18 protein-coding genes are annotated in these 21,145 nt (G+C 32.9%); 6 read left to right on the top strand and 12 right to left on the bottom strand.

The window, feature by feature from the left end; all coding sequences use genetic code 11:
- Positions 1 to 250: 250 nt before the first annotated feature.
- Entirely contained in the window at positions 251 to 931 is a 681-nt protein-coding gene (locus tag C4F50_RS25530) for a DUF4294 domain-containing protein (protein ID WP_194141464.1), read from the bottom strand.
- Positions 932 to 1,012: 81 nt separating this feature from the next.
- Here C4F50_RS25530 and C4F50_RS25525 point away from each other — a divergent pair, with 81 nt between their 5' ends.
- The 6 genes from C4F50_RS25525 to C4F50_RS25500 all read left to right on the top strand — a co-directional run bounded on the left by C4F50_RS25525 (position 1,013) and on the right by C4F50_RS25500 (position 9,734).
- The gene (locus C4F50_RS25525) at positions 1,013 to 2,101 is read left to right on the top strand and encodes a M42 family metallopeptidase (RefSeq protein WP_194141463.1); all 1,089 of its coding nucleotides are present in this window, start codon (positions 1,013 to 1,015) and stop codon (positions 2,099 to 2,101) included.
- A 63-nt stretch (positions 2,102 to 2,164) separates the two neighbouring features.
- On the top strand, positions 2,165 to 2,845 hold the full coding sequence (locus C4F50_RS25520) for a response regulator transcription factor (RefSeq protein ID WP_194141462.1): 681 nt from the start codon (positions 2,165 to 2,167) through the stop codon (positions 2,843 to 2,845).
- A complete protein-coding gene (locus C4F50_RS25515) occupies positions 2,842 to 4,203 on the top strand; it encodes a sensor histidine kinase (protein WP_194141461.1) in 1,362 nt (453 codons plus the stop codon). Before C4F50_RS25520 ends, C4F50_RS25515 begins: the two co-directional genes overlap by 4 nt.
- Positions 4,204 to 4,287: 84 nt before the next feature.
- Positions 4,288 to 5,535: a TolC family protein gene (locus tag C4F50_RS25510; protein WP_194141460.1), complete on the top strand. Its 1,248-nt coding sequence runs from the start codon at positions 4,288 to 4,290 to the stop codon at positions 5,533 to 5,535.
- An 11-nt stretch (positions 5,536 to 5,546) separates the two neighbouring features.
- Complete coding sequence (locus C4F50_RS25505; protein ID WP_194141459.1) at positions 5,547 to 6,632, top strand: efflux RND transporter periplasmic adaptor subunit; 1,086 nt, start codon at positions 5,547 to 5,549, stop codon at positions 6,630 to 6,632.
- A 3-nt stretch (positions 6,633 to 6,635) separates the two neighbouring features.
- On the top strand, positions 6,636 to 9,734 hold the full coding sequence (locus tag C4F50_RS25500) for an efflux RND transporter permease subunit (protein ID WP_194141458.1): 3,099 nt from the start codon (positions 6,636 to 6,638) through the stop codon (positions 9,732 to 9,734).
- Positions 9,735 to 10,003: 269 nt separating this feature from the next.
- On the opposite strand, the gene C4F50_RS25495 is transcribed toward C4F50_RS25500, so the two are convergent.
- From C4F50_RS25495 to C4F50_RS25445, 11 genes are all read right to left on the bottom strand, one after another.
- Entirely contained in the window at positions 10,004 to 10,387 is a 384-nt protein-coding gene (locus C4F50_RS25495; RefSeq protein WP_194141457.1) for an ankyrin repeat domain-containing protein, read from the bottom strand.
- Between the two features lie 528 nt (positions 10,388 to 10,915).
- Positions 10,916 to 11,299 carry an ankyrin repeat domain-containing protein gene (locus C4F50_RS25490; protein WP_194141456.1) on the bottom strand — a complete coding sequence of 128 codons (384 nt, stop codon included), beginning with the start codon at positions 11,297 to 11,299 and terminating at the stop codon, positions 10,916 to 10,918.
- A 488-nt stretch (positions 11,300 to 11,787) separates the two neighbouring features.
- Complete coding sequence (locus C4F50_RS25485; protein WP_194141455.1) at positions 11,788 to 12,939, bottom strand: glycoside hydrolase family 26 protein; 1,152 nt, start codon at positions 12,937 to 12,939, stop codon at positions 11,788 to 11,790.
- Positions 12,940 to 13,039: 100 nt separating this feature from the next.
- Positions 13,040 to 13,831: a hypothetical protein gene (locus C4F50_RS25480; protein ID WP_194141454.1), complete on the bottom strand. Its 792-nt coding sequence runs from the start codon at positions 13,829 to 13,831 to the stop codon at positions 13,040 to 13,042.
- Entirely contained in the window at positions 13,832 to 14,785 is a 954-nt protein-coding gene (locus C4F50_RS25475) for a phosphoribosylaminoimidazolesuccinocarboxamide synthase (RefSeq protein WP_194141453.1), read from the bottom strand.
- Positions 14,786 to 14,945: 160 nt separating this feature from the next.
- Positions 14,946 to 17,291 carry a S9 family peptidase gene (locus C4F50_RS25470; protein ID WP_194141452.1) on the bottom strand — a complete coding sequence of 782 codons (2,346 nt, stop codon included), beginning with the start codon at positions 17,289 to 17,291 and terminating at the stop codon, positions 14,946 to 14,948.
- 267 nt (positions 17,292 to 17,558) lie between these two features.
- Entirely contained in the window at positions 17,559 to 18,386 is an 828-nt protein-coding gene (locus tag C4F50_RS25465) for a Cof-type HAD-IIB family hydrolase (protein ID WP_194141451.1), read from the bottom strand.
- Between the two features lie 133 nt (positions 18,387 to 18,519).
- Positions 18,520 to 18,891, bottom strand: coding sequence for a DUF1801 domain-containing protein (locus C4F50_RS25460; RefSeq protein ID WP_194141450.1), 372 nt, complete (start codon positions 18,889 to 18,891; stop codon positions 18,520 to 18,522).
- 141 nt (positions 18,892 to 19,032) lie between these two features.
- Positions 19,033 to 19,545, bottom strand: coding sequence for a hypothetical protein (locus C4F50_RS25455; protein ID WP_194141449.1), 513 nt, complete (start codon positions 19,543 to 19,545; stop codon positions 19,033 to 19,035).
- Positions 19,542 to 19,934 carry a c-type cytochrome gene (locus C4F50_RS25450; RefSeq protein WP_194141448.1) on the bottom strand — a complete coding sequence of 131 codons (393 nt, stop codon included), beginning with the start codon at positions 19,932 to 19,934 and terminating at the stop codon, positions 19,542 to 19,544. The genes C4F50_RS25455 and C4F50_RS25450 overlap by 4 nt, the downstream gene beginning before the upstream one ends.
- 157 nt (positions 19,935 to 20,091) lie before the next feature.
- A complete protein-coding gene (locus C4F50_RS25445; RefSeq protein ID WP_194141447.1) occupies positions 20,092 to 21,042 on the bottom strand; it encodes a PhoH family protein in 951 nt (316 codons plus the stop codon).
- Between the last annotated feature and the right edge of the window lie 103 nt (positions 21,043 to 21,145).

Genomic DNA, 21,145 nt, shown 5'->3' with positions numbered 1-21,145 from the left:
AAAGATACAGCGGAAAGCAGGTAACAGCTCCAAATTCCTGAAATACCGAATTAAAAACAGAAAGGATTATTCAGAGAAATGATTTTACACTTATATATAGAACAGCAAAAAGAAACCCGACAGGTTTCTAAACCTGTCGGGTTGTTAGTCGTGAAATTACTCTTATATATTATAGTGGAAAAAGAATCCAGTGCGTTCTGAAAACCTGTCGGTTTGTATACCTATTATATATAGGTACACAATATAAAGTTTAATTCTTTTTTAGTTCTTCTGCCCTTTGTTCCCATTTAAGCGCCAAATCGGTATAATTAACTGGATTGGCTGATTTTTGATTTACTAAACGTCCGGATTCAAATGCACGAACAAGAATTGTTTCTATTAAATAGTCTTCGTTTACATCATAAGGTTTGTATTCTGTTTTTAGACTTATGTCGAACAAATTGGCTGTTGTATTAGAAACAAATGCTTTGAAACCGCTCTTTAGGTTTTTAATAAGTTCATAAGTGGTGATTCCGGTTTGTCTGTGGATGAGCTTTACCAAAATTTGACCTTGTTTACGGGACAGTTTTTTAAGTCTTTCTTCAAATTCGTTATTCAGATAATCTTCAACAATCTTAAAATACTTTTTCTTTTCGCGATTTGTTTTTAAACGCGCCATTCCGTTATTTAAAGCTGTTAAGCGTTCTGCTGCTAATTTTGCATACGGATATACTTTGTAAACGCGGTTTTGAAGAATCAAAAACTGTTTCTGTGTTTCGGGATCCAATTTTTCTTTTGAAATAATTATTTCGGGCAATTGAATCGTATCACCTAAAATAGAATCTTGCTCGGTTAATATGTATCCCATCTGCTGGTTCTCTTTTGGAGTAACTTGTGCATGGCTTTGAAGTGAAATCAATATAAAAAACAAAAGGAAACTGGTAAATCTCATTGAATCATAATTTAAATGTAAAATTATATATTTATATACAACTCTAATACCAAATTTATAATTTAGCAAAAAAATATTTTTATGAGCACTAAATCTATCTTAAAAGATACATCACTTGCTTTCTTGGAAAGCTACCTTAATAACGCCTCTCCTACTGGTTACGAAAGTGAAGGACAAAAACTTTGGATGAATTATTTAAAGCCCTATGTGGATACTTTTATTACTGATACTTATGGAACTGCTGTCGGAGTAATTAATCCTGATGCTCCTTATAAAGTAGTGATCGAAGGTCATGCTGATGAAATCTCGTGGTACGTTAATTATATAACAGAAGACGGATTGCTATATGTAATTAGAAACGGAGGTTCTGATCATCAGATTGCTCCTTCAAAACGTGTTCACATTCATACTAAAAAAGGAATTGTAAAGGGCGTTTTTGGCTGGCCGGCAATTCACACCAGACTTCGTGACAAAGAAGAGGTTCCTAAAACCACAAACATTTTTATTGATTTAGGTTGTGAAAATAAAGAACAAGTTGAAGCTCTAGGGGTTCATGTTGGCTGTGTAATTACGTATCCAGATGAATTTATGATTTTGAACGAGAACAAATTTGTCTGCCGTGCGATTGATAACAGAATGGGTGGTTTTATGATTGCTGAAGTTGCGCGTTTATTACAGGAAAACAATAAAAAACTTCCGTTTGGTTTGTACATTGTAAACTCTGTTCAGGAAGAAATTGGCTTACGAGGCGCTGAGATGATTGCTCATAGAATTAAACCTAATGTTGCAATTGTTACTGATGTCTGCCATGATACTACAACTCCAATGATCGATAAAAAAGTTGAAGGTGACCTTAAAATGGGTAAAGGTCCAGTTATAGCATATTCGCCGGCTGTACAAAATAATCTGCGTGATATGATTGTTGAGACGGCTGAAGCTAATAATATTCCTTTTCAGCGTCATGCAACTTCAAGATCTACAGGAACAGATACCGATGCTTTTGCTTACAGCAACGGCGGCGTGCCTTCGGCGTTGATTTCACTTCCTTTGCGTTATATGCACACTACTGTAGAAATGGTTCATAGAGAAGATGTTGAGAACGTAATTCAATTGATTTACGAATCGTTGTTGAAAATTGAAAATAACGAAACTTTTTCTTATTTTAAATAAGATTTCAATTCCATATAAATCCGATTTATTTATTAAATCGGATTTACAATTTATAAAGACTGTATGAAAATATTATTACTTGAAGACGATTTTACGCTGTCTAAAGAAATCTCAACATTTTTTACTTCAAAAGAGTTTGAATGTTTTCCATTTTATGATGGTTCTTTACTGCTTAAAAAATATTTTCCGTACGAATATGATTTAATCATTTTGGACATTAATGTTCCTGGAATCAATGGAATTGAAGTTTGCAAGGGAATTCGTGATGTGGATAAAAAAACACCCATCATTATGTTAACGGCTTTTAGCGAAATTGATGATAAACTTGCTTCATTTGATAAGGGAGCCGACGATTATTTGGTAAAGCCTTTTCATTTTGAGGAATTATTCGCAAGAGTTCAGTCACTTTTAAGAAGAAAGGAAGTCCCGCAGCAGATCGAAAATAAAATGCTTATACATGATCTGGAAATATTTGAAGAAGAAATGAAGGTCTTTAGATCTGGTGAAGAAATAAAACTCACTCCTAAAGAGTTTAAACTCATCTTAATTTTAGCGCATGCTAAAGGAAAGGTTCTTTCGAAACAATTTATAGCCGAAAAACTTTGGGATTATCATATTGAAACAAATCAGAATACGATCGAGGTCTACATTAATTTTTTGAGAAAAAAAATTGATAAAGACCACGAAACAAAAGTTATTCGTACCAAAGTTGGATACGGATATTATTTAAGCGATAAAGAATGACATTAAAAAATCGGATATCACTTTTGGTTAGTCTGCTGTTTACCATACTTTTTGGTTTAGCATCTACTGTTATATTCGTTTTATACTCTAATTATCGAAAAGAAGAATTTCGTGATCGATTAGAAATTAAGGCTTTATCCAATATTAAGCTTTTGGTTAATGTTAAACAAATTGATAATCAGCTTTTAAAAATAATTGATCAAAATTCTATCAATAAGCTGTATGATGAGAAAACGCTGGTTTTTGATTCTAATTACAAACTGATTTACAGCAGTATAGATGACGCCAAAATAAACTGGTCGGTTGACGATTTAAAGTATTTAAAGAAGAATAAGACTTTTTTCAAACAACAGGGCGATTACGAGGTTTATGGTGTTTTTTATGACACTAATGATAAAGATTTTTATGCTTTAATCTCTGCAACTGATGATTATGGTAAGAAAAAATTATTATTCTTGAGATATACGTTGATCATTTCGTACATCTTTTTTACGACAATATGCTGGCTTTTAACGTCTTTTACGATAAAAAAAGCACTGAATCCACTTGATGCTTTCCATCAAAAAATTAAAAATATAAATGAGAATAATCTTGATACTCGAATTGAATCTAAAAGCACCAAAAATGAAATAGATTTAATAGCGGATGAGTTCAATTTTATGATGGATAGAATTGAAATCTCATATCAAAAACAAAAGGAGTTTACAGCACATGCTTCTCATGAATTACGTACTCCTCTTTCTCGTATTACATCTCAGATAGAAAATACAATTAATGACCCAGAAAGTACTTCAAAAAGTAAATCTTTCTTAAATACGATCCTCTCAGATGTCAATAATTTGAGTGAGTTGATTAATTCTCTTTTAATTTTATCTAAAATTGATACTCGGAAAACAGATGATCTTGAATTACACAGAATGGACGAGATTCTGTTTTCTGCTATCGAAAAAATAAATAAAAATTTTCCAGATTTCATCATTCATTTTGAGATTGAAGAATCTGATAATCTTGATACTGCATTAGAAATCAGCGGTAATAAAAGTCTTTTGGAAATTGCCGTTTCTAATATTTTAAAAAATGCTTATACCTACTCTGATAATAAACAGGCTATAGTTAAGATTAGCATGGAAGAGGATCAGCTTTGTATTTCTGTATCTAATTCGGGAAAAACATTGAGTGATCTTGAACAAAAAAATCTTTTTCGACCTTTTATGCGTGGGGAAAATTCAAAAGGCACAATGGGTTTTGGACTTGGACTGCGTATTGTAAATCGTATATTAAACCTGCACAACTCAAGCATAACTTACTCAATAACAAATAGTAACATGAATTTGTTTCGTGTTGTTTTCCGTAAATAATTTATTTTAAGGTATTTTTAAGGTAGTTTTTAAGGTGTCTTAAAGTCTGCCGATAGCATCTTTGTACAAAATAAATTTGATACAATGAAAAAACTATATGCATTAGTACTATTTGTGTTCTTCAATCAAATAGGCATGGCTCAGAAAACAGTTACTCTTCAAGACTGTGAAAGCCAATTCTTAAAAAAGAATCTCTTTTTACTTGCCTCACAATACAATATTGATGCTTCTAAAGCGACAACGATGCAAGCTCGAATTTGGGATAACCCAAATATTACAGCTGAACTAAATGCTTATAATCCAGAGCGAAATAAATATTTTGACATTGGTAAAGATGGTCAGAAAGTTTTTGGAATTGAGCAGTTAATCTACCTAGGCGGTAAAAAAAGGAACGAAGTAAAACTGGCTCAGACCAATGAACAATTGGCAGAATTACAGTTCAATGATTTGTTAAGAACGCTGAAATTACAACTTCGTAAAAGTTTTTACACGGTTTATTACAACACAAAAAACTTAGAAACAACGGACCAACAATTGGTACATATTGAATCTTTGATCAATTCTTATTCAGCTCAGGCTCAAAAGGGAAACATTCCTTTAAAAGATGTTGTACGTCTGCAATCCTTGTATCTTAACTTTAAAAATGAGCGAATGGAAGTTGTAAATGACAATATTGAAGAACAAGCTAATCTAAAACTTTTATTGAATGAAACCGAAACTGTTGTTCCTGTAGTTACAAAAGAAGAGTTTAATAAGTATCTGAAAACAATGAGCTTTGATTTAAAAAATTTAGAAACCGAAGCGCTTGCAAACCGTCCAGATTTTTTAGCAAAACAAAAAGAAATAGATGCTAATGCCTTAAATGTAAAATGGCAAAAATCACTTTCTGTTCCAGATATCACTGTTGGTGCAACTTACGATCAGCGAAGCGGTGCTTTTAATAACGAAGCAAATTTAACCCTTGGGATTCCGCTGCCACTTTGGAACAAAAATAAAGGAAACATCAAATATGCACAAACCGTTTTGGAGCAGTCTAAAATAGAAAAACAAAATTTTGAATTGCAACTGCAAACCGAAATTACTTCGGCTTGGACAAAATGGGACGAATCACGCCAGAATTACAGTGTGATAAAACCAACTGTAAACTCTGATTTTGAAGCCGTTTATAATGGAATGCTGACCAATTTTCAGAAACGAAATGTCAGCCTTTTAGAATTTACCGATTTTATGGAAAGTTACAATCAGGCAATAATTCAGGTAAACGAATTAAAGAAAAAAGTAGTATTAGCAGGCGAAGAATTAAATAGTACCATCAACAAAGATTTATTTTAAAAACGAAAAAAATGAAACATAAATTAATCATAGGAATTGCAGTTGTAAGTTTATCTCTGGCAAGCTGCAAAAAAGAAGTTGAAAATCCAGAAACCAATACTTCTTTTGTTTTGAGTAACGACATGCTGAAAACCACTACAACTACGGCTGCTCAAACAGTGCCTGTAAAAAATGAACTGTCATTTTACGGAAAAATTACTGCTGATAATAATAAAATGATTGATGTTTACCCGCTTGTAGGCGGTAATGTGATGAAAGTAAATGTTGAATTGGGAGACTATGTAAAAAAAGGCCAAGTTCTGGCAACCATCAAAAGTACCGATGTTGCCGATTTTGAGAAACAATCTATCGATGCGAAAAGTGATTTATTAGTAGCCAAAAACAATCTGAAAGTAGCTCAGGAATTATTTGATGGAAAATTAAATTCTGAAAGCGATGTCCTTCAGGCAAAATCTGAAGTAAACAAAGCTCAGTCTCAATTAAGTAAAGTACAAGAAACTTATAAAATTTATAACATCAAAGCGGGTTCTATTTATGAAGTTACGGCACCAATAAGCGGTTTTATTATTCAAAAGAGTATTAATCAAGATATGCTTTTGCGAAATGACCGATCTGAAAATATTTTTGACATTGCTGAAATCAGCGAAGTCTGGGCAATGGCCAATATTAATGAAATTGATATTAATAAAGTAAAACTAGGGACTTCTGCCGCTGTAACTACCCTGAGTTATCCTGATAAAGTTTTTAACGGTAAAGTAGATAAGATCTATAATGTTATTGATCCCGAAACTAAAGCAATGCAGGCGAGGATTAAATTAAAAAATCCGGATTATATGCTTAAACCTGATATGAATGCTAATATCAAATTATCATTCAATGAAGACAAATCGATGATAGCCGTACCTAGCAAAGCCATTGTATTTGATAAAAGCAAAAATTTTGTTGTGGTTTTTAAAGATCGTAACAACATCGAAACCAGACAGGTTGAAGTTTACAGAGTTGTCGGAGATGTTACTTACATCTCAAGCGGATTGAAAGAAAACGAAAAAGTAATCACCAACAATCAGTTGTTTATTTACGGTGCTTTAAACAATTAAGACATGAACAAATTCATAAAAAATATTATTGCTTTTTCTCTTAAGAATAAAGCATTTACCTTCTTTTGGGTTGGATTATTGGCGGTGGCTGGATTTATATCTTTCAAAAACATGCCTATTGACGCCTTTCCAGACGTTACAAATACTCAGATTATTATTATCACACAATGGAACGGAAAGAGCGCCGAAGAGGTAGAACGCTTTGTAACTTCTCCGATCGAAATTTCTATGAACTCTGTTCAGAAAAAGACCAGTGTCCGCAGTATTACCATGTTTGGTTTGTCTGTAATCAAAATTATCTTTGACGATGGTGTAGATGATACTTTTGCTCGTTTTCAAGTAAACAATTTATTGAAAAATGTTTCGCTTCCAGATGAAGTCGAACCAGATGTACAACCGCCTTACGGGCCAACAGGAGAAATCTTTAGGTATATTGTAAAAAGTAACAGCAGGGACAGTCGAGAATTATTGACCTACCAAAACTGGGTGATCGATAAACAACTTCGCTCGCTTCCTGGTGTAGCAGATTTAAATGTCTTTGGAGGTCAGACAAAAACTTACGAAGTTGGAGTTGATCCCATAAAACTGGCTAAATATAATATTACGCCTCTGCAAGTGTACAACGCCGTAAATGCCGGAAACTTAAATGTCGGCGGTGATGTAATTGAGAAAAATGGCCAAGCGTTTGTTGTAAGGGGTGTTGGTTTATTACAGACTAAAGAAGATATCGGAAATATTATTGTAGACGATGCTGGCGGAAATCCGATTTTGGTTAAAAATTTAGCTTCGGTTTATGAAAGCTCCATGCCGAGAGTGGGTCAAACTGGACTCGGAAATAATGATGATGCTGTTGAAGGAATTGTGGTGATGCGTAAAGGCGAAAATCCGCAGGAAACTCTTGCATTGATTAAAGCCAAAATAAAAGATCTAAATGAAAATGTTCTGCCAAAAGACATTAAAATTGAAACTTTTTACGATCGTGATAATTTGATGAATTTTACGACCGAGACGGTAATGCACAATTTATTTGAAGGGATCATTCTGGTAACCTGTGTTGTATTTTTGTTTATGGCAGACTGGCGAACCACTTTTACCGTTTCTATCGTAATTCCGCTTTCATTATTATTTGCCTTCCTATGTCTTAAAATGATGGGCATGAGTGCCAACTTATTGAGTTTAGGTGCGGTCGATTTCGGAATTATTATTGATGGCGCCGTTGTGATGGTCGAAGGATTGTTTGTAGTCTTAGATCATCGAGCGCATCAATTGGGAATGGAAAAATTCAATAAAATTGCAAAAGGCAGTTTGATCAAGAAAACAGGAACAGAAATGGGTAAAGCTATTTTCTTTTCTAAACTGATTATCATTACAGCCTTACTTCCTATTTTCTCATTCCAGAAGGTAGAAGGAAAAATGTTCTCTCCCCTAGCCTTTACACTTGGTTTTGCGCTGCTTGGAGCTTTAATTTTTACTCTGACTTTAGTCCCTGTTCTTTCTCATATTTTATTGAATAAAAATGTTAAAGAGAAAAACAATCCGTTTGTTAATTTCTGGGATAGAATTGTAACAGCCGGTTTTACTTGGACTTTTAAGCACAAAGTGCAGACTTTAACTGCTTCTGCAGCATTATTAGGAGCTATTTTCTTTTCGGCAGGTTTCTTAGGAACCGAATTTTTACCACAATTAAATGAAGGAGCTTTATGGGTAACTGCAGAATTACCAATGAGTACATCGCTTCCTGAAAGTGTCAAAACTGCGGCAATGATTCGTAAAGATCTAGAAACTTTTCCAGAGGTTAAAAATGTGTTATCGCAAACAGGACGAAGCAACGACGGAACGGACCCGAACGGATTTGGTTTTATACAGCTGCAAGTTGACTTAAAACCAAAAGCAGAGTGGAAACGCAATATTTCTATGGATGAATTGATTAACGAAATGGATAACAAACTGAAAGTTCACCAAGGGATTAATTACAACTATTCGCAGCCTGTAATTGACAACGTAGCTGAGTCTGTTGCTGGTTTTAAAGCTTCTAATGCGGTAAAAATTTATGGCGATGATTTGAATAAACTTGATGAACTTGCCAACAAAGTTTATGCAGAAATAAAAGATATTCCTGGTATTAAAGACGCTGGAATTCTTAGAAATGTCGGACAGCCAGAAATCAGCGTAATTCTGGACCGAGAAAAAATGGCGGCTTACGGCGTAACATTAAGCGATGCACAGGCAGTTTTAGAACTTGCTTTTGGCGGAAAAACGGCAACAGAAAAGTATGAAGATGAGAAAAAATTTGATGTAAGAGTTCGTTTTGAAAAAGAATACCGAAAAGACGAAAAAGATTTGGCCGAAATTAAAGTGCCTACAATCAACGGTATCAAAATTCCTTTAAAAGAAATCTGTGATATTAAAACCATTACAGGACCAGCATTTATCTATAGAGACAACACGAAACGTTTTATCGGGGTAAAATTTTCTGTTCGTGATCGAGATTTAGGAAGTACCATTGCAGAAGCGCAGTCAAAAGTTAATAAATTAAAACTTCCGGCGGGTTACACAACGGGATGGACCGGCGAATTTGAAAACCAAGTACGGGCTAGTGCTCGTCTGGCTCAGGTTGTACCGATCAGTTTAATTGGGATTTTTGTTCTTTTATTTATTTTATTCGGAAACTTTAAAGATTCTCTTTTGGTTTTAGCCAATGTTCCTTTTGCAATTATCGGCGGTATCATCGCACTGCACATTACGGGAATGAATTTTGGAATCTCCGCAGGAGTTGGATTTATTGCCCTTTTAGGAATTTGTATTCAAAACGGTGTAATTCTGATATCGGAGTTTCATCATAATCTCAAGGCCAAGTTTACGCTCGAAGAATCCATTTTCATGGGAGTAAAAGCCAGAACAAGAGCTGTTGTGATGACTGCTTTAATGGCTTCGATAGGATTACTGCCTGCTGCGATTTCTACAGGAATTGGTTCAGAATCTCAAAAACCGCTTGCAATTGTAATTATCGGCGGACTGATGACAGCTACGGTGCTTACCTTACTTGTTTTCCCGATTTTGTTCTGGGTTTTCAATAGAAAGAAACATGTACCAATTGAGTAATATTTTTTTTTTTAGTTTTAAATCAAATTGTTGGGTTTAAAAAAAGGAAAGGCATCATTAGAAATAATGGTGCTTTTTTGATTACAATTCACCCTGGTCTGCAGGATCAGATCAAGACTAAATTGTGGAGAAATATCTTTTCCAAACTGTATATCAAGATATTCTATTAAAAAAAATTCGCTCTGGATTATATTACTCCTGAAATTTAGGCATAAAAAAACGGCCTTTGCTCAAGAAGGCCGTTTACTAACTCAAAACTTTTTAAAATTTTATTTAAGATCTTTCAAAGCTGCAACAGCTTCATTTGCGTTTGATAATTGCGCATATTTTAAAGCTGTAAAACCTTTATCATTTTTATCGCTTGGACGTGCACCATTCTCTAATAAAACTTTGATAATCTCAACTTTATTGTAACGTGCAGCGATCATTAATGGAGTCATGTCTTCTGATGTCTCATTAACATCTGCTCCATAAGCGATAAATTTTTTCACCACTTCTACATCGCCTTTACTCACTGCAACATGCAATGGTGAAGAGAAAAAGTTCGAAACTTCGATTCTTGGTTTTACCACTAAAGTTCCTTGATTTGATGCCATTGCCACATTTCCAAATGCTGCTAAAGCTACTCCTAAATAAATTACTGATTTTTTCATAATGATTGATTGTTAAATGATTGATTGATGATTTTTAATTTCTTGGTAAAGGTAAATCATTTTTACTATTATGCAATACAAAGTACCTTGTTTTAACTATTTCTTAACATGTCCTTAAAGATTTATAAAAATCTAAAACTAAATGTTGTCGAATTCTTAGTTCTGATATAATAGACTACTAAAAAGTCAAAATGTTACACTTTTTCAGAAAAAAAATAATAAAAAGCAGAAAATAAAATTTAGTTTTATTGAAACTGTTTGTTTTAAAAGACTTTAAAGCATTTTAAAATCAGCGAGAAATAAGGACTTCACAACAGACTATTAAAACAAAAGAAACTTTTAAGACGAAAAAAAATAATTGAAGAGAATTGGAAATAACCTATTAGATTTATTTCATAATTAAATAGTAAAAGAATGCTCTTTAGAAAATTAAAGCGACTATATATACTTGTTTAAAAAAAATCCCTTTCAAATAATCCAGCTGATTATTTGAAAGGGATTCAATCTATAAACAAATAGTTTAAAATATTATTTCAAATCTTTTAAAATTGCGATAGCTTCTGTTGCTTTAGATAATTCAGCATATTTTAAAGCTGTAAAATCTTTATCATTTTTATCTGATACATTTGCACCAGCAGCAAGTAATAATTTAATAATTTCAACTTTATTATAACGTGCAGCCATCATTAATGGAGACATATCTCCTGATCTTTCGTTTACATTTACTCCGTATTCAATAAATTTTTTAATCACTTCAATATCGCCTTTCTGTACAGCAGTAACTAGAGGCGTTCCGTCGAAAACAACTGAATTTGAAGTTTCATTTGCAACTGCAATTTTTTGAGTTGAAGCTGTCGAAACATTTGCAAAGGCAACTAATGCCAATCCTAAGTAAATAATTGAATTTTTCATAATGACTTTATTTGTTAAAATATTAATTATCAAGTGTTTTATATCAACTACGCGATTAATTATACCTAATAATGGTCTATTTAGATAATAATCGATCAGACAATTATTAATTCATTATTAAGGAATTGTAAATAATTAACAGAATTAAATCGTAATTCTTTATAAAACATATTGCAAATGTACCGATATTGTAGATTATCGTAAAATATTTGATTTTTAAATTTTCAAATTATAGTATCTGAAAAAAGCAATAATGAAGTGTTTTAACGCTACGTTAAAAACATTTCTACAAAAGGCAGAAAATTTATATTAAATGCAAAAAAATGCGATCGAAACAGCGGTAAATTGTTAATATTAACAAAATTAAAAATATTTTAAAAAGAAAGAATAAACTTTCATTCTTACAAAATATTGTCTCTTATTTGTTTATTTTTCGGACGATTTGAGTGAACAAAAATGAACATTTTGCCTCTCAATAATTCATTTATTTATCTAATTTTTTCAAGTTTTTTCATCTTTTGTCTATAAATGTCTTTTATATCATTTTCAAACCATGTAAAAGGATCATTATAAAACCGAATAAAATCGGCTTCACTAACTTGTCCGGGAAAAGGTGCGTAATAATGTGTCGGACTGGTAATGTCATTTCGCCAGACTAAGACATAACACAATTGTAATTTTTCAGATTTTAAAGTCTTTAATAAAACTTCTGTCCACCATTTTGGATTTGGAATGGATTCTAAACCAGTCTCCGTAAATGCCGCTAATTTTTTCTTTTTTACAGCCAGATCCGAAAAAATTTTAAGCTTTTTCAGCCCTGCTTCAAAATCGTATTTTCCGTCTCGTCCAAAATCGCCATAATCATCCATTCCGAGCATATCAACATAACGATCACCCGGATAACGTTCTAAATATTCTTTTGCATCAGCAAATTGATTGTCTGGCGAAAAAGCATAAATAAAATTATGTACTCCCAAAGTATCTTTTAAATAAGAAACGGTAAACTGCCAGACAGCAATAAAATCTTCACGAGAAGTATAAGGTTTCCCCCACCAGAACCAACCACCGTCAAACTCGTGAAAAGGCCTGAAAATCATCGGAGATAATGTTCCGTCTTTTGCTTTTACCGAATGTGCAAAATCGGCAATCGTTTTTAGAATTTCTTTATACTGCTCGTGATGAGATCCGCCAGGTTTAATTAAAGCCATTGAAGCAGTCGAAATTCCTTCCTTATAATAAAATCCGCCTTCAGAAGCTGGATTATTAAAATGCCATGAAACTGTTGTAATGCCGCCTCGTTCGTAAGTACTGATTACATTCTGACGCAAATTTTCTTTTGCTTTTTCAATCTGTTCTTTTGATCGTCCAGAAAAATCACTAAAATCAATCCCTACAACAGCAGGATGAGAACCTGTTACCAGTTTTACATCTGATTTGTCTGGCTCATTAGACCAGCCGTGACCGTATTCTAATGCATGCTGATGTCCAAAAAGAATCTGTTTTTTAGAGATTATTTTTAAATTCTCGTATAACGTCTTCGTTTCCTTTGTCGCTTTTTTATCAATTTGCGCAAAAAGAAAATGCCCTGCTGACAGTAATACTATCAGGAGGGCAGGTTTTATATCTTTTATTAAATTCATGGTTTAAAATAGTTTGTTTTTTAAACCCGAAAAATACTATTTAGTCATAAAGAAATTTGGTATCTTTTTATCAATCCCTAGATGTATTTTATCATAGTAATTAATAAAGCGGCACCACTTCGTTGTTTACGATTTTTCCTTTAAAAGAAATAGTATCTCCAACATTGTAAACAATTTCTTTTAAATGATAATTTTCAATAAACAAATCACAGTCATTTGGTGTATTCTTGCTATCAAATCTGGAAAAATAATAACAGTTAATCATGTCATATTCATCTCTAAAGGAACAAAACACATTTAGTTCTTTTAGATATTCATCTAGCTGCTCTTTCGTAATTTTATATTCTTCACGATATTTTTCATGACCTTCTAAAAAAAGAACTTCATCATACTTTTCTTTGGTCGAAAAAATACTGCCAATGTTTCCTGCTCTTCTTTTTTCCCTAGCGTAGTTAACATCTGTAAGAATTATTCTTTTTGATTTCAAGACATATTCCTTACCATTTATCAGCAGTTTTATTTCTCGATTTTTAAACAAGGTAAATTCTGTCGCGTATTCGGTAACATAATACCTTCTGTCCGAAATATCATTTTTACCTCGTCTGCTCCTGTGATGCAGGGTGGTAATTCCAAAATTCATGAAACAAACATTGGCTTCTTTTTTAGAAAAAGGAGTTTTTATTCGGTTGGTATCTACAAGTGCTGCTTTTATAACCGGCAGATTATCAAATCTTAATTCTTCTTTTTTTCTTAAAGAATCTCTTTTATTTTGTTCTCCGCCTTCTTTTAATGCAAACTTAAACATCGCAATACCTGTTGAACACATCATTACGAAAAACAAAATGAATCCAACAAGAATAATGATACAGCCTTTTTTCTTAGTAAGCTGCATTTAGAGACTCTTCAAATAATCTAAAACATTTTTCTCAATGCGCTGGTCAATATTATCAATCTCTGCTTTTACGAATTTTTCGCCAAGAATGTTTTCGTATAATTCAATATATCTTTCAGAAACAGATTCGATATAAGCGTCTGTCATTTCTGGAATCTGCTGTCCCTCCTGACCTTGAAAACCGTTTTCGATTAACCAGCGGCGTACAAATTCTTTTGACAATTGTTTTTGCTCCTCGCCTTTTGCTTGTCTTTCTGCGTATCCTTCGGCATAAAAATAACGAGAAGAATCGGGAGTGTGAATTTCATCAATCAATACAATAACACCGTCTTTAGTTTTTCCGAATTCGTATTTTGTATCTACTAAGATTAATCCTCTTTGAGCGGCAATTTCAGTTCCTCTTTGAAATAAAGCACGAGTATATTTTTCTAAAACTAAATAATCTTCTTCAGAAACGATTCCTTTTGCTAAAATGTCTTCACGAGAAATATCTTCATCATGAGAACCATTATCTGCTTTTGTAGTCGGCGTAATAATTGGTTCCGGAAATTTGTCATTTTCCTTTAGGCCTTCTGCCATTGCAACACCGCAGATTTGTTTTCTACCTGCTGCATATTCGCGTGCTGCGTGGCCGGAAAGATAACCGCGAATTACCATTTCAACTTTAAACGGTTCGCATAAATGCCCAACAGCAACGTTTGGATCTGGTGTGGCAATCAACCAATTTGGAACAATATCCTGAGTCAATTCCATAAATTTTGTAGCGATCTGGTTTAAGATCTGTCCTTTGTACGGAATTCCCTTTGGCAAAACTACATCAAATGCCGAAAGTCTGTCGGTTGCTACCATTACCAAAAGGTCGTCGTTGATGTTGTAAACTTCTCTAACTTTTCCGCGGTAAACCGATTTCTGATTCGGGAAATTAAAATTTGTAGTTGTAATAGTATTGCTCATTTTGATTTTGTTGTGTTGTTTTTAATGAATGCAAATTTAGATTATTTGTAATGAAAATGAAATTTTAATTTGTAGTTTTCAGTATCGTTTTAAAACAAAAAACTTTGTCAAAGTTTTAAACTTTGACAAAGTCATCTTATTGCATAATTTTGATTAAAAATTATTTTAAAAGCGTCGAATTAAATAAATTCAAAATTCTGCTGTATTCATCAATCCAAGAATATGTTTCTTTAAATCCGTGAGACTCAACAGGGAAAGAAGCTAAACTCCAGTTTTTCTTTTCCAATTCGATGAAACGTTGTGATAAACGTACAATATCTTTATATTCAACATTATCGTCCACCATTCCGTGCAGCATTACCAAATTTCCTTTTAAGTTATCTGCAAAATATATCGGAGAACTTTTCTTGTAAGCTTCTGGATCTGTTTCTGGAAAATTTAAGATATTGCCCGTGTAACCGTGGTTGTAATGTGCCCAATCTGTAACAGAACGCAAAGCTGCACCCGATTTAAATTCGCCTGGAGCCGTAAGCATTCCCATTAAAGTGATAAAACCACCGTAAGAACCACCATAGATTCCTACTCTATCCGCATCAATTCCGTATTTTTCAACCAAATATTTTTTTCCGTCTAAATGATCCGAAAGATCTTTTCCGCCCATAAAACGATAAATTCCAGTTCTAAAATCCCTTCCATAACCGTCGCTTCCTCTATAATCAATGTCTAAAACGGTATAACCCAAATCGGTTAACAGGTTATGAAACATGTATTCTCTATGATAATTACTCCAAAAATTATGAGCATTCTGCAGGTAACCTGCTCCGTGTACAAAAATTACGGCTGCTTTGTTAGCATTTTCTGCTTTAGGGGTATAAATTCTCGCATTTACAGGAGTTCCATCCTGCGCTTTAAACGTAATAACTTCTGGAGTTCTCCATTGGTATTTTTTAAATGCGTCTGTTGTTGAAGACGAAATCTGCTGTAAAGAAGTGCCTTTTTTATTTTCTGCGATATAAAAATCCCAAGGAATATTTTTATACGAATAACGCACTAATAAAGATTTTTCGTCAGGCGAAAGCACCACTTCATGCGCACCGTCTTTAGTCAAGATTGGCTGCAAAATTCCTTCAACAGGAGATAGTTTATAAAAATCTCTGTTTCCTGGGTGTGTCGTATTGGTAGACAAATAGAAAATTTTTTTGTCTTTTGATAAAGTAACATCGCGAACTTCCCAATTTCCTTTTGTAAGCTGCGTTTTCTTTTTGGTCTTAAAGTTATAAGTATATAAATGAGAATAACCTGTTGCTTCAGACTGGAAATAAACCGTTTCGTTGTCTCCTAAAAAATCTACATTTCCAGATGAAAATGAGTATGAAGGAATTCCAGGTCCCGCAATCCAAGCTTCGTCATGCTGATGATCTATTTCTTCAAAAGTTCCTTTTTCTAGATTTAAGCTTACAATCCAACGGTCTTTATTGTCTTGACTTCTAATAGAAACTACTGCAAGAGAACCGCTTTCATTATAAATAGGTGCCTGCGCAATGATTAGTTTATCTTCTTTCGGCTTGTCTTTTAAATTATCATATAATTTGAAATACTCCGGCGTATCCTGAATGTGGCTTAAAGTCGAGAAATTAACAAAATAAACAGAATCTTTTGCAACCGAATAAATTGCGAAACGTGTTTTTACGAAATTGTTCACCGAAACTTTTTCTTTAGTATCAGGACTTTGGTTGTAACCGTCGCTGGTAATAAAAACTTCCATTTTTTCTTTCTTTCCTTCCGATGCTTCCATCAAAGTAAAGGTAACGTAATTCCCGTTCGGATTCACTCTCAGACTTCTCAGGTCATCTTTACCATAAAGATATTCTTTGGCAAAATCAGACTTTACAAGTTTATTTTTGGCATCAAACCATTTTTTGCGGGCATCTTTATCTTTTATAAACTGAAACAGCTCTTTTTGCTGCGTGTTTAAAAAAGTTTCTTTTTCTGGTTTAGTTTCTTTTTTAACGCCTTTACTCAAATTCGTAATCTGCAGAATCGTTCCTTCTTTTGCGTTGTATTTAAAAACATTCTGATTTTGTTCAAAAAATAAATTCTCTGCATTGCTTCCTAATACCAGATTTGACACAGGAGTGCTTTGCTGAAGGATCTTTTTTGTGGTTTTACCGCTGATAGAATAGGAATACAAAGTACCTTTTTCGATGTAATAAACCACATCAGAATTAGGTCTTCTCTTAAAATCAAGTTTAGAAAAAGCGGCCTCTTTTGGTTCTACAAGCACTGGTTTTGCTTGTCCTTTCTGCCAAGAGTAGGTACTTGGTCCGAAATCATCTGTAGGATTCCATTCAAAATAAACCTTTTTGCCGTCTAGCGACCAGCGTCCGTTTGCAGGTTGATTTCCAATAAAAGAATCGCCTTTCATTATTTCTTCTAATTTTAAACTTTGGCTGTTAGCCGCTGTATAAAGAAATAAAAAGGCAAGAAAAAAAATGTTTTTTGTCATGGTAATAGATTTGAAAAACAAAAATACACTTTGAAAATTATTAAAAAAATGTTTTTTCTCTAACAAATGCTAAACTTTGAATATATTTTTTGCAATTAAACTATTTAAAAACCTGAAGGCTGATTTTATTAGTAGAAAGATGGCTTTTTTTTGTATTTGAAAAACAAATAAAAAAAAAGAGCCGATTAATTAAATAATCAGCTCTTATGAAATCCATTATATTTTTTTAATCAATCTGTAATAGAAAGAATTACAAAATGCGTTGTCTCAGCTTGCAAATTCTTTATCCAAGATTTTTGATGCGATATATTTTGCTACTCCGTCTTCTGCATTTGTTTTTATAACTTCTAAGTTCGGTAAAGTTTCTTTTAGTAGTGCTGGAGCATTTCCCATAATCAAGCCTTTTCCCGAAGCAGAAAGCATTTGAACATCGTTGAAACCATCTCCAAAAGAAACCGCTTCAGACAACGTATGTCCCGCTCTTTCCAAAACTCTTTCAATTGCCACGGCTTTATCGATCGATTTATCCATAAATTCTAAACAAGTCGGCAGACTAAAAGCATGGTGCAGATGTTCAGACGAATTTTCTAAAATAGCATCTTTCAGTTTTACTAATTTTTCGTGATCTGGACAAGAGAAGAAAATTTTAATCGCTCCAAAATCCTGCAGCGCTTTATAATCAACCAATTCTGGGCGGTATTTTAATTCCTCCTGAAAAGCATTCAATCTTTCATTCCATTTATTGGTCTGCCAAACATTTTCTTTAAATAAAACCACCGTAATTTCTGGATCGATTTCTACATTCAAAGCTGCTTTTACCACATCGCTGTCTAAGTTGAAGGCAAAAAGTTCTTCTTTTTCTGGCGAATGAATTCTCGCTCCATTCGAACTTACTAAATAAACGGGGATTTCAAGCTTTTCGATAATCGCCATGGCATCAAGATGATGGCGGCCTGTGGCTACAACAATTAAATAACCTTGATTATGAAGTTCTTGAAAAATAGATTTGGTATAGTCTGATATTCTGTGTGCAGTATTAAGTAATGTTCCGTCAAGATCACTTACTACTACTTTTATATTTTTAAGTTTTGTCATATTAATAATCAATCATTTTGTGATTGAAGCAAATTTAAGGATTTAAGCCCGGAAGAGCAAAGTTTGAGACATCTGAAAACCCTAAATGCGTTAAGTTTATTATTTATTTAACTATTTCATCAAATAAATAATTTCACTTGGTTTTGGTTTTTATAATTCCAGTTTTGTATAAATCTATTGCTTTAGCAACTACATATTCAATTTTTTCTACTGGCAAATCTTGATTCTGGTCAAACAACATAATTTTCATTCTTGAACGTGCTTCCTGCAATAAAAAAGGTTCATCAAAGTGTTTTCCTTCAACAATACCGATATAAGGTTGTTTGTGTTTTTTATGAATCCATAAATAGCAGAACATTTTTCCTTTATAACAAAAGAAAGGCATTCCGTATTTTAGAGTATTAGTAATGTTTGCATCTTGTTTTAAAATAATTTCTTTTAATGCTAAAAATATTCCCTTTGCAGGTTCTTCTTGATCTAAATAGAAATCATCCAGCTGTTTCATTTTCTGATATTTAATTTATTTTTAAATAATATAAAATGGCTTCAACCAAGTTACCATCAAAAATAAAATTATGTATATGCTATTATAATTCGAACATTCTGTAAGTGCAAAGTATAGATTTAAATAAATATAATCATTCCCTTAATTATAATGTTTTGGAATTTTAGGTGTTTTTGCAAAAACAATTTTTAAAGTGTCAGGACATTTTGATTCTGGTTTAATTTTACAAACTAATGAATCATTTTTAAGGTAAAATTTTTCTTTATTAAAAAAACAAAAATCACTGTTTCCCTTTGGTTCGCAATTAGGAATAGTCAGTAATCTTTCCTTATTTTTTCTATCAAAAAAACCACAATCTAAAAAAGGAAAAACAACATAACAAGTATCGACTTTTGTACTTGTTAACTCAATAAAATCTCCAGACATTTTCCATTTTCCTTTAGAAAATGATCTCCAATCACAACCTGCTGAAGTGTAATTAAATGTACTATCTTTTTTAATAATCAATTTTGATCTGCCTGGGATAATATATTCTGTATCATACCAAGTTTTGACAAATTTGTTTTCAATTTCGGTTTCAGTTTCATGTTTTTTATTACATGAAATGAATAAGAACAGTATCCCTAAAATTAAATAGATGGATTTTAATTTCATTTTTTCAGATAATATAAAATTGCTTTAATTTCACTTTCATTAAATTCAAAATTATGTACGTAGCTATTATTATTACTCCAATCTTTTAATGCCAAAGCTTCTTTATTTTTATTCTTTAAAAGACTGTCTTGTTTTGTAATAAAATTTTTAAGGAACTGATAATTGTATTTGTCATTTTGAATTGCATTCTCTAAATGATTGTCTTTTGCCCCTTTATCAGCATGGCATCCATAGCAGTTCTTTTCAAAATATTTTTTCCCGATTGCTTCTAATACACGTTCATTTTTTTCTTGGGTTCGTTTTTTATAAAAATCATTTTCTTCGATTTCTTTCTTTTTACAAGAAATTAAAATGACTAAAAATACGAAACAAAAAATCTTAATTTTCATAAAGTTCTTTTTCTATTAAAAAAATATTCGTTTTGTATCATTATTTAAAATATACAAAACGAATATTAAATGTTTTAAACCACAGATTAAAAGGATTTTTACAGATTTATATAATCTTTCTAATTCTCTAATCTGTGGCAAAATTATTCTTCAAAAATCAATCGTGATTTTCAATCTGCTTATAAGCGTCAATTACCTTTTTAACCAATCTGTGGCGCACAATATCTTTGTCATCCAAATAAATAATTCCGATTCCGTCAATATCTTTCAGCACCAAAATCGCTTCTTTAAGACCAGAAATAGTTCTTCTTGGCAAATCGACCTGACCAGGATCTCCCGTAATCATAAATTTGGCGTTTTTACCCATACGCGTCAAAAACATTTTCATCTGCGAATGAGTAGTATTTTGAGCTTCATCCAAGATTACAAAGGCGTTATCAAGTGTACGGCCGCGCATAAATGCTAAAGGCGCAATCTGAATAATTCCTTTTAAAATATAATCTTCGAGTTTTTCGTTGGGCAGCATATCACGTAAGGCATCATAAAGCGGCTGCATGTACGGATCCAGTTTTTCTTTCATATCTCCCGGAAGAAACCCAAGATTTTCACCGGCTTCTACCGCTGGACGCGTCAGAATGATTCTTTTCACTTCTTTATCCTTCAGCATTTTAACCGCCATCGCAACTCCCGTATAGGTTTTTCCTGTTCCAGCTGGACCAATGGCAAATACCATATCGTTTTTCTTAATTGTATCAACCAGCAATTGCTGATTAGGAGTCATCGCTTTTATGATCTTGCCGCCAACGCCGTGAACTAAGATTTTGTCATGATCATAACCTCTCTTCTCTTCTTGGCCGTCACTCATGATTACACGTTCGATTACATTATCATCTATATTATTATAACGTGTAAAATGAAGCATTAATCGCTGAAATCTTTTTTCGAATTCGTCTAAAACTTCTTTTTCGCCAAACGCTTTCAAAGTTGTCCCTCGCGCTACAATTTTAAGCTTCGGGTAATACTTTTTAATAATTTCAAGATGGCTGTCCTGCGCGCCCCAAAACTCTTTTGGTGCAATATCTACTAGTTCGATTATTCTTTCGTTCAAATGAAGTAGTTTTTAAATTAAATAATTCAGTTATTATTTTTAGAGTTGTCGGGTTCATTTTTAAAGTAACAGTATTCCGATTTGAGTGTTCCTTTTTTCTAAA

It is taken from the genome of Flavobacterium hungaricum (assembly GCF_015182285.1).
Classification (GTDB): Bacteria; Bacteroidota; Bacteroidia; order Flavobacteriales; family Flavobacteriaceae; genus Flavobacterium; species Flavobacterium hungaricum.
The sequence above is the reverse complement of the archived record's forward strand: the minus strand, read 5'-3'. Positions and strand labels throughout refer to the sequence as shown.

Excerpts from the sequence above, each read along its gene's own strand:
- C4F50_RS25505 (WP_194141459.1), top strand. The coding sequence starts at position 5,547 with ATGAAACATAAATTAATCATAGGAATTGCAGTTGTAAGTTTATCTCTG.
- C4F50_RS25455 (WP_194141449.1), bottom strand. The coding sequence starts at position 19,545 with ATGAAATTAAAATCCATCTATTTAATTTTAGGGATACTGTTCTTATTC.
- C4F50_RS25460 (WP_194141450.1), bottom strand. The coding sequence starts at position 18,891 with ATGAAACAGCTGGATGATTTCTATTTAGATCAAGAAGAACCTGCAAAG.
- C4F50_RS25525 (WP_194141463.1), top strand. The coding sequence starts at position 1,013 with ATGAGCACTAAATCTATCTTAAAAGATACATCACTTGCTTTCTTGGAA.
- C4F50_RS25495 (WP_194141457.1), bottom strand. The coding sequence starts at position 10,387 with ATGAAAAAATCAGTAATTTATTTAGGAGTAGCTTTAGCAGCATTTGGA.
- C4F50_RS25475 (WP_194141453.1), bottom strand. The coding sequence starts at position 14,785 with ATGAGCAATACTATTACAACTACAAATTTTAATTTCCCGAATCAGAAA.
- C4F50_RS25520 (WP_194141462.1), top strand. The coding sequence starts at position 2,165 with ATGAAAATATTATTACTTGAAGACGATTTTACGCTGTCTAAAGAAATC.
- C4F50_RS25485 (WP_194141455.1), bottom strand. The coding sequence starts at position 12,939 with ATGAATTTAATAAAAGATATAAAACCTGCCCTCCTGATAGTATTACTG.
- C4F50_RS25500 (WP_194141458.1), top strand. The coding sequence starts at position 6,636 with ATGAACAAATTCATAAAAAATATTATTGCTTTTTCTCTTAAGAATAAA.
- C4F50_RS25510 (WP_194141460.1), top strand. The coding sequence starts at position 4,288 with ATGAAAAAACTATATGCATTAGTACTATTTGTGTTCTTCAATCAAATA.
- C4F50_RS25490 (WP_194141456.1), bottom strand. The coding sequence starts at position 11,299 with ATGAAAAATTCAATTATTTACTTAGGATTGGCATTAGTTGCCTTTGCA.
- C4F50_RS25450 (WP_194141448.1), bottom strand. The coding sequence starts at position 19,934 with ATGAAAATTAAGATTTTTTGTTTCGTATTTTTAGTCATTTTAATTTCT.
- C4F50_RS25470 (WP_194141452.1), bottom strand. The coding sequence starts at position 17,291 with ATGACAAAAAACATTTTTTTTCTTGCCTTTTTATTTCTTTATACAGCG.
- C4F50_RS25515 (WP_194141461.1), top strand. The coding sequence starts at position 2,842 with ATGACATTAAAAAATCGGATATCACTTTTGGTTAGTCTGCTGTTTACC.
- C4F50_RS25530 (WP_194141464.1), bottom strand. The coding sequence starts at position 931 with ATGAGATTTACCAGTTTCCTTTTGTTTTTTATATTGATTTCACTTCAA.
- C4F50_RS25465 (WP_194141451.1), bottom strand. The coding sequence starts at position 18,386 with ATGACAAAACTTAAAAATATAAAAGTAGTAGTAAGTGATCTTGACGGA.
- C4F50_RS25480 (WP_194141454.1), bottom strand. The coding sequence starts at position 13,831 with ATGCAGCTTACTAAGAAAAAAGGCTGTATCATTATTCTTGTTGGATTC.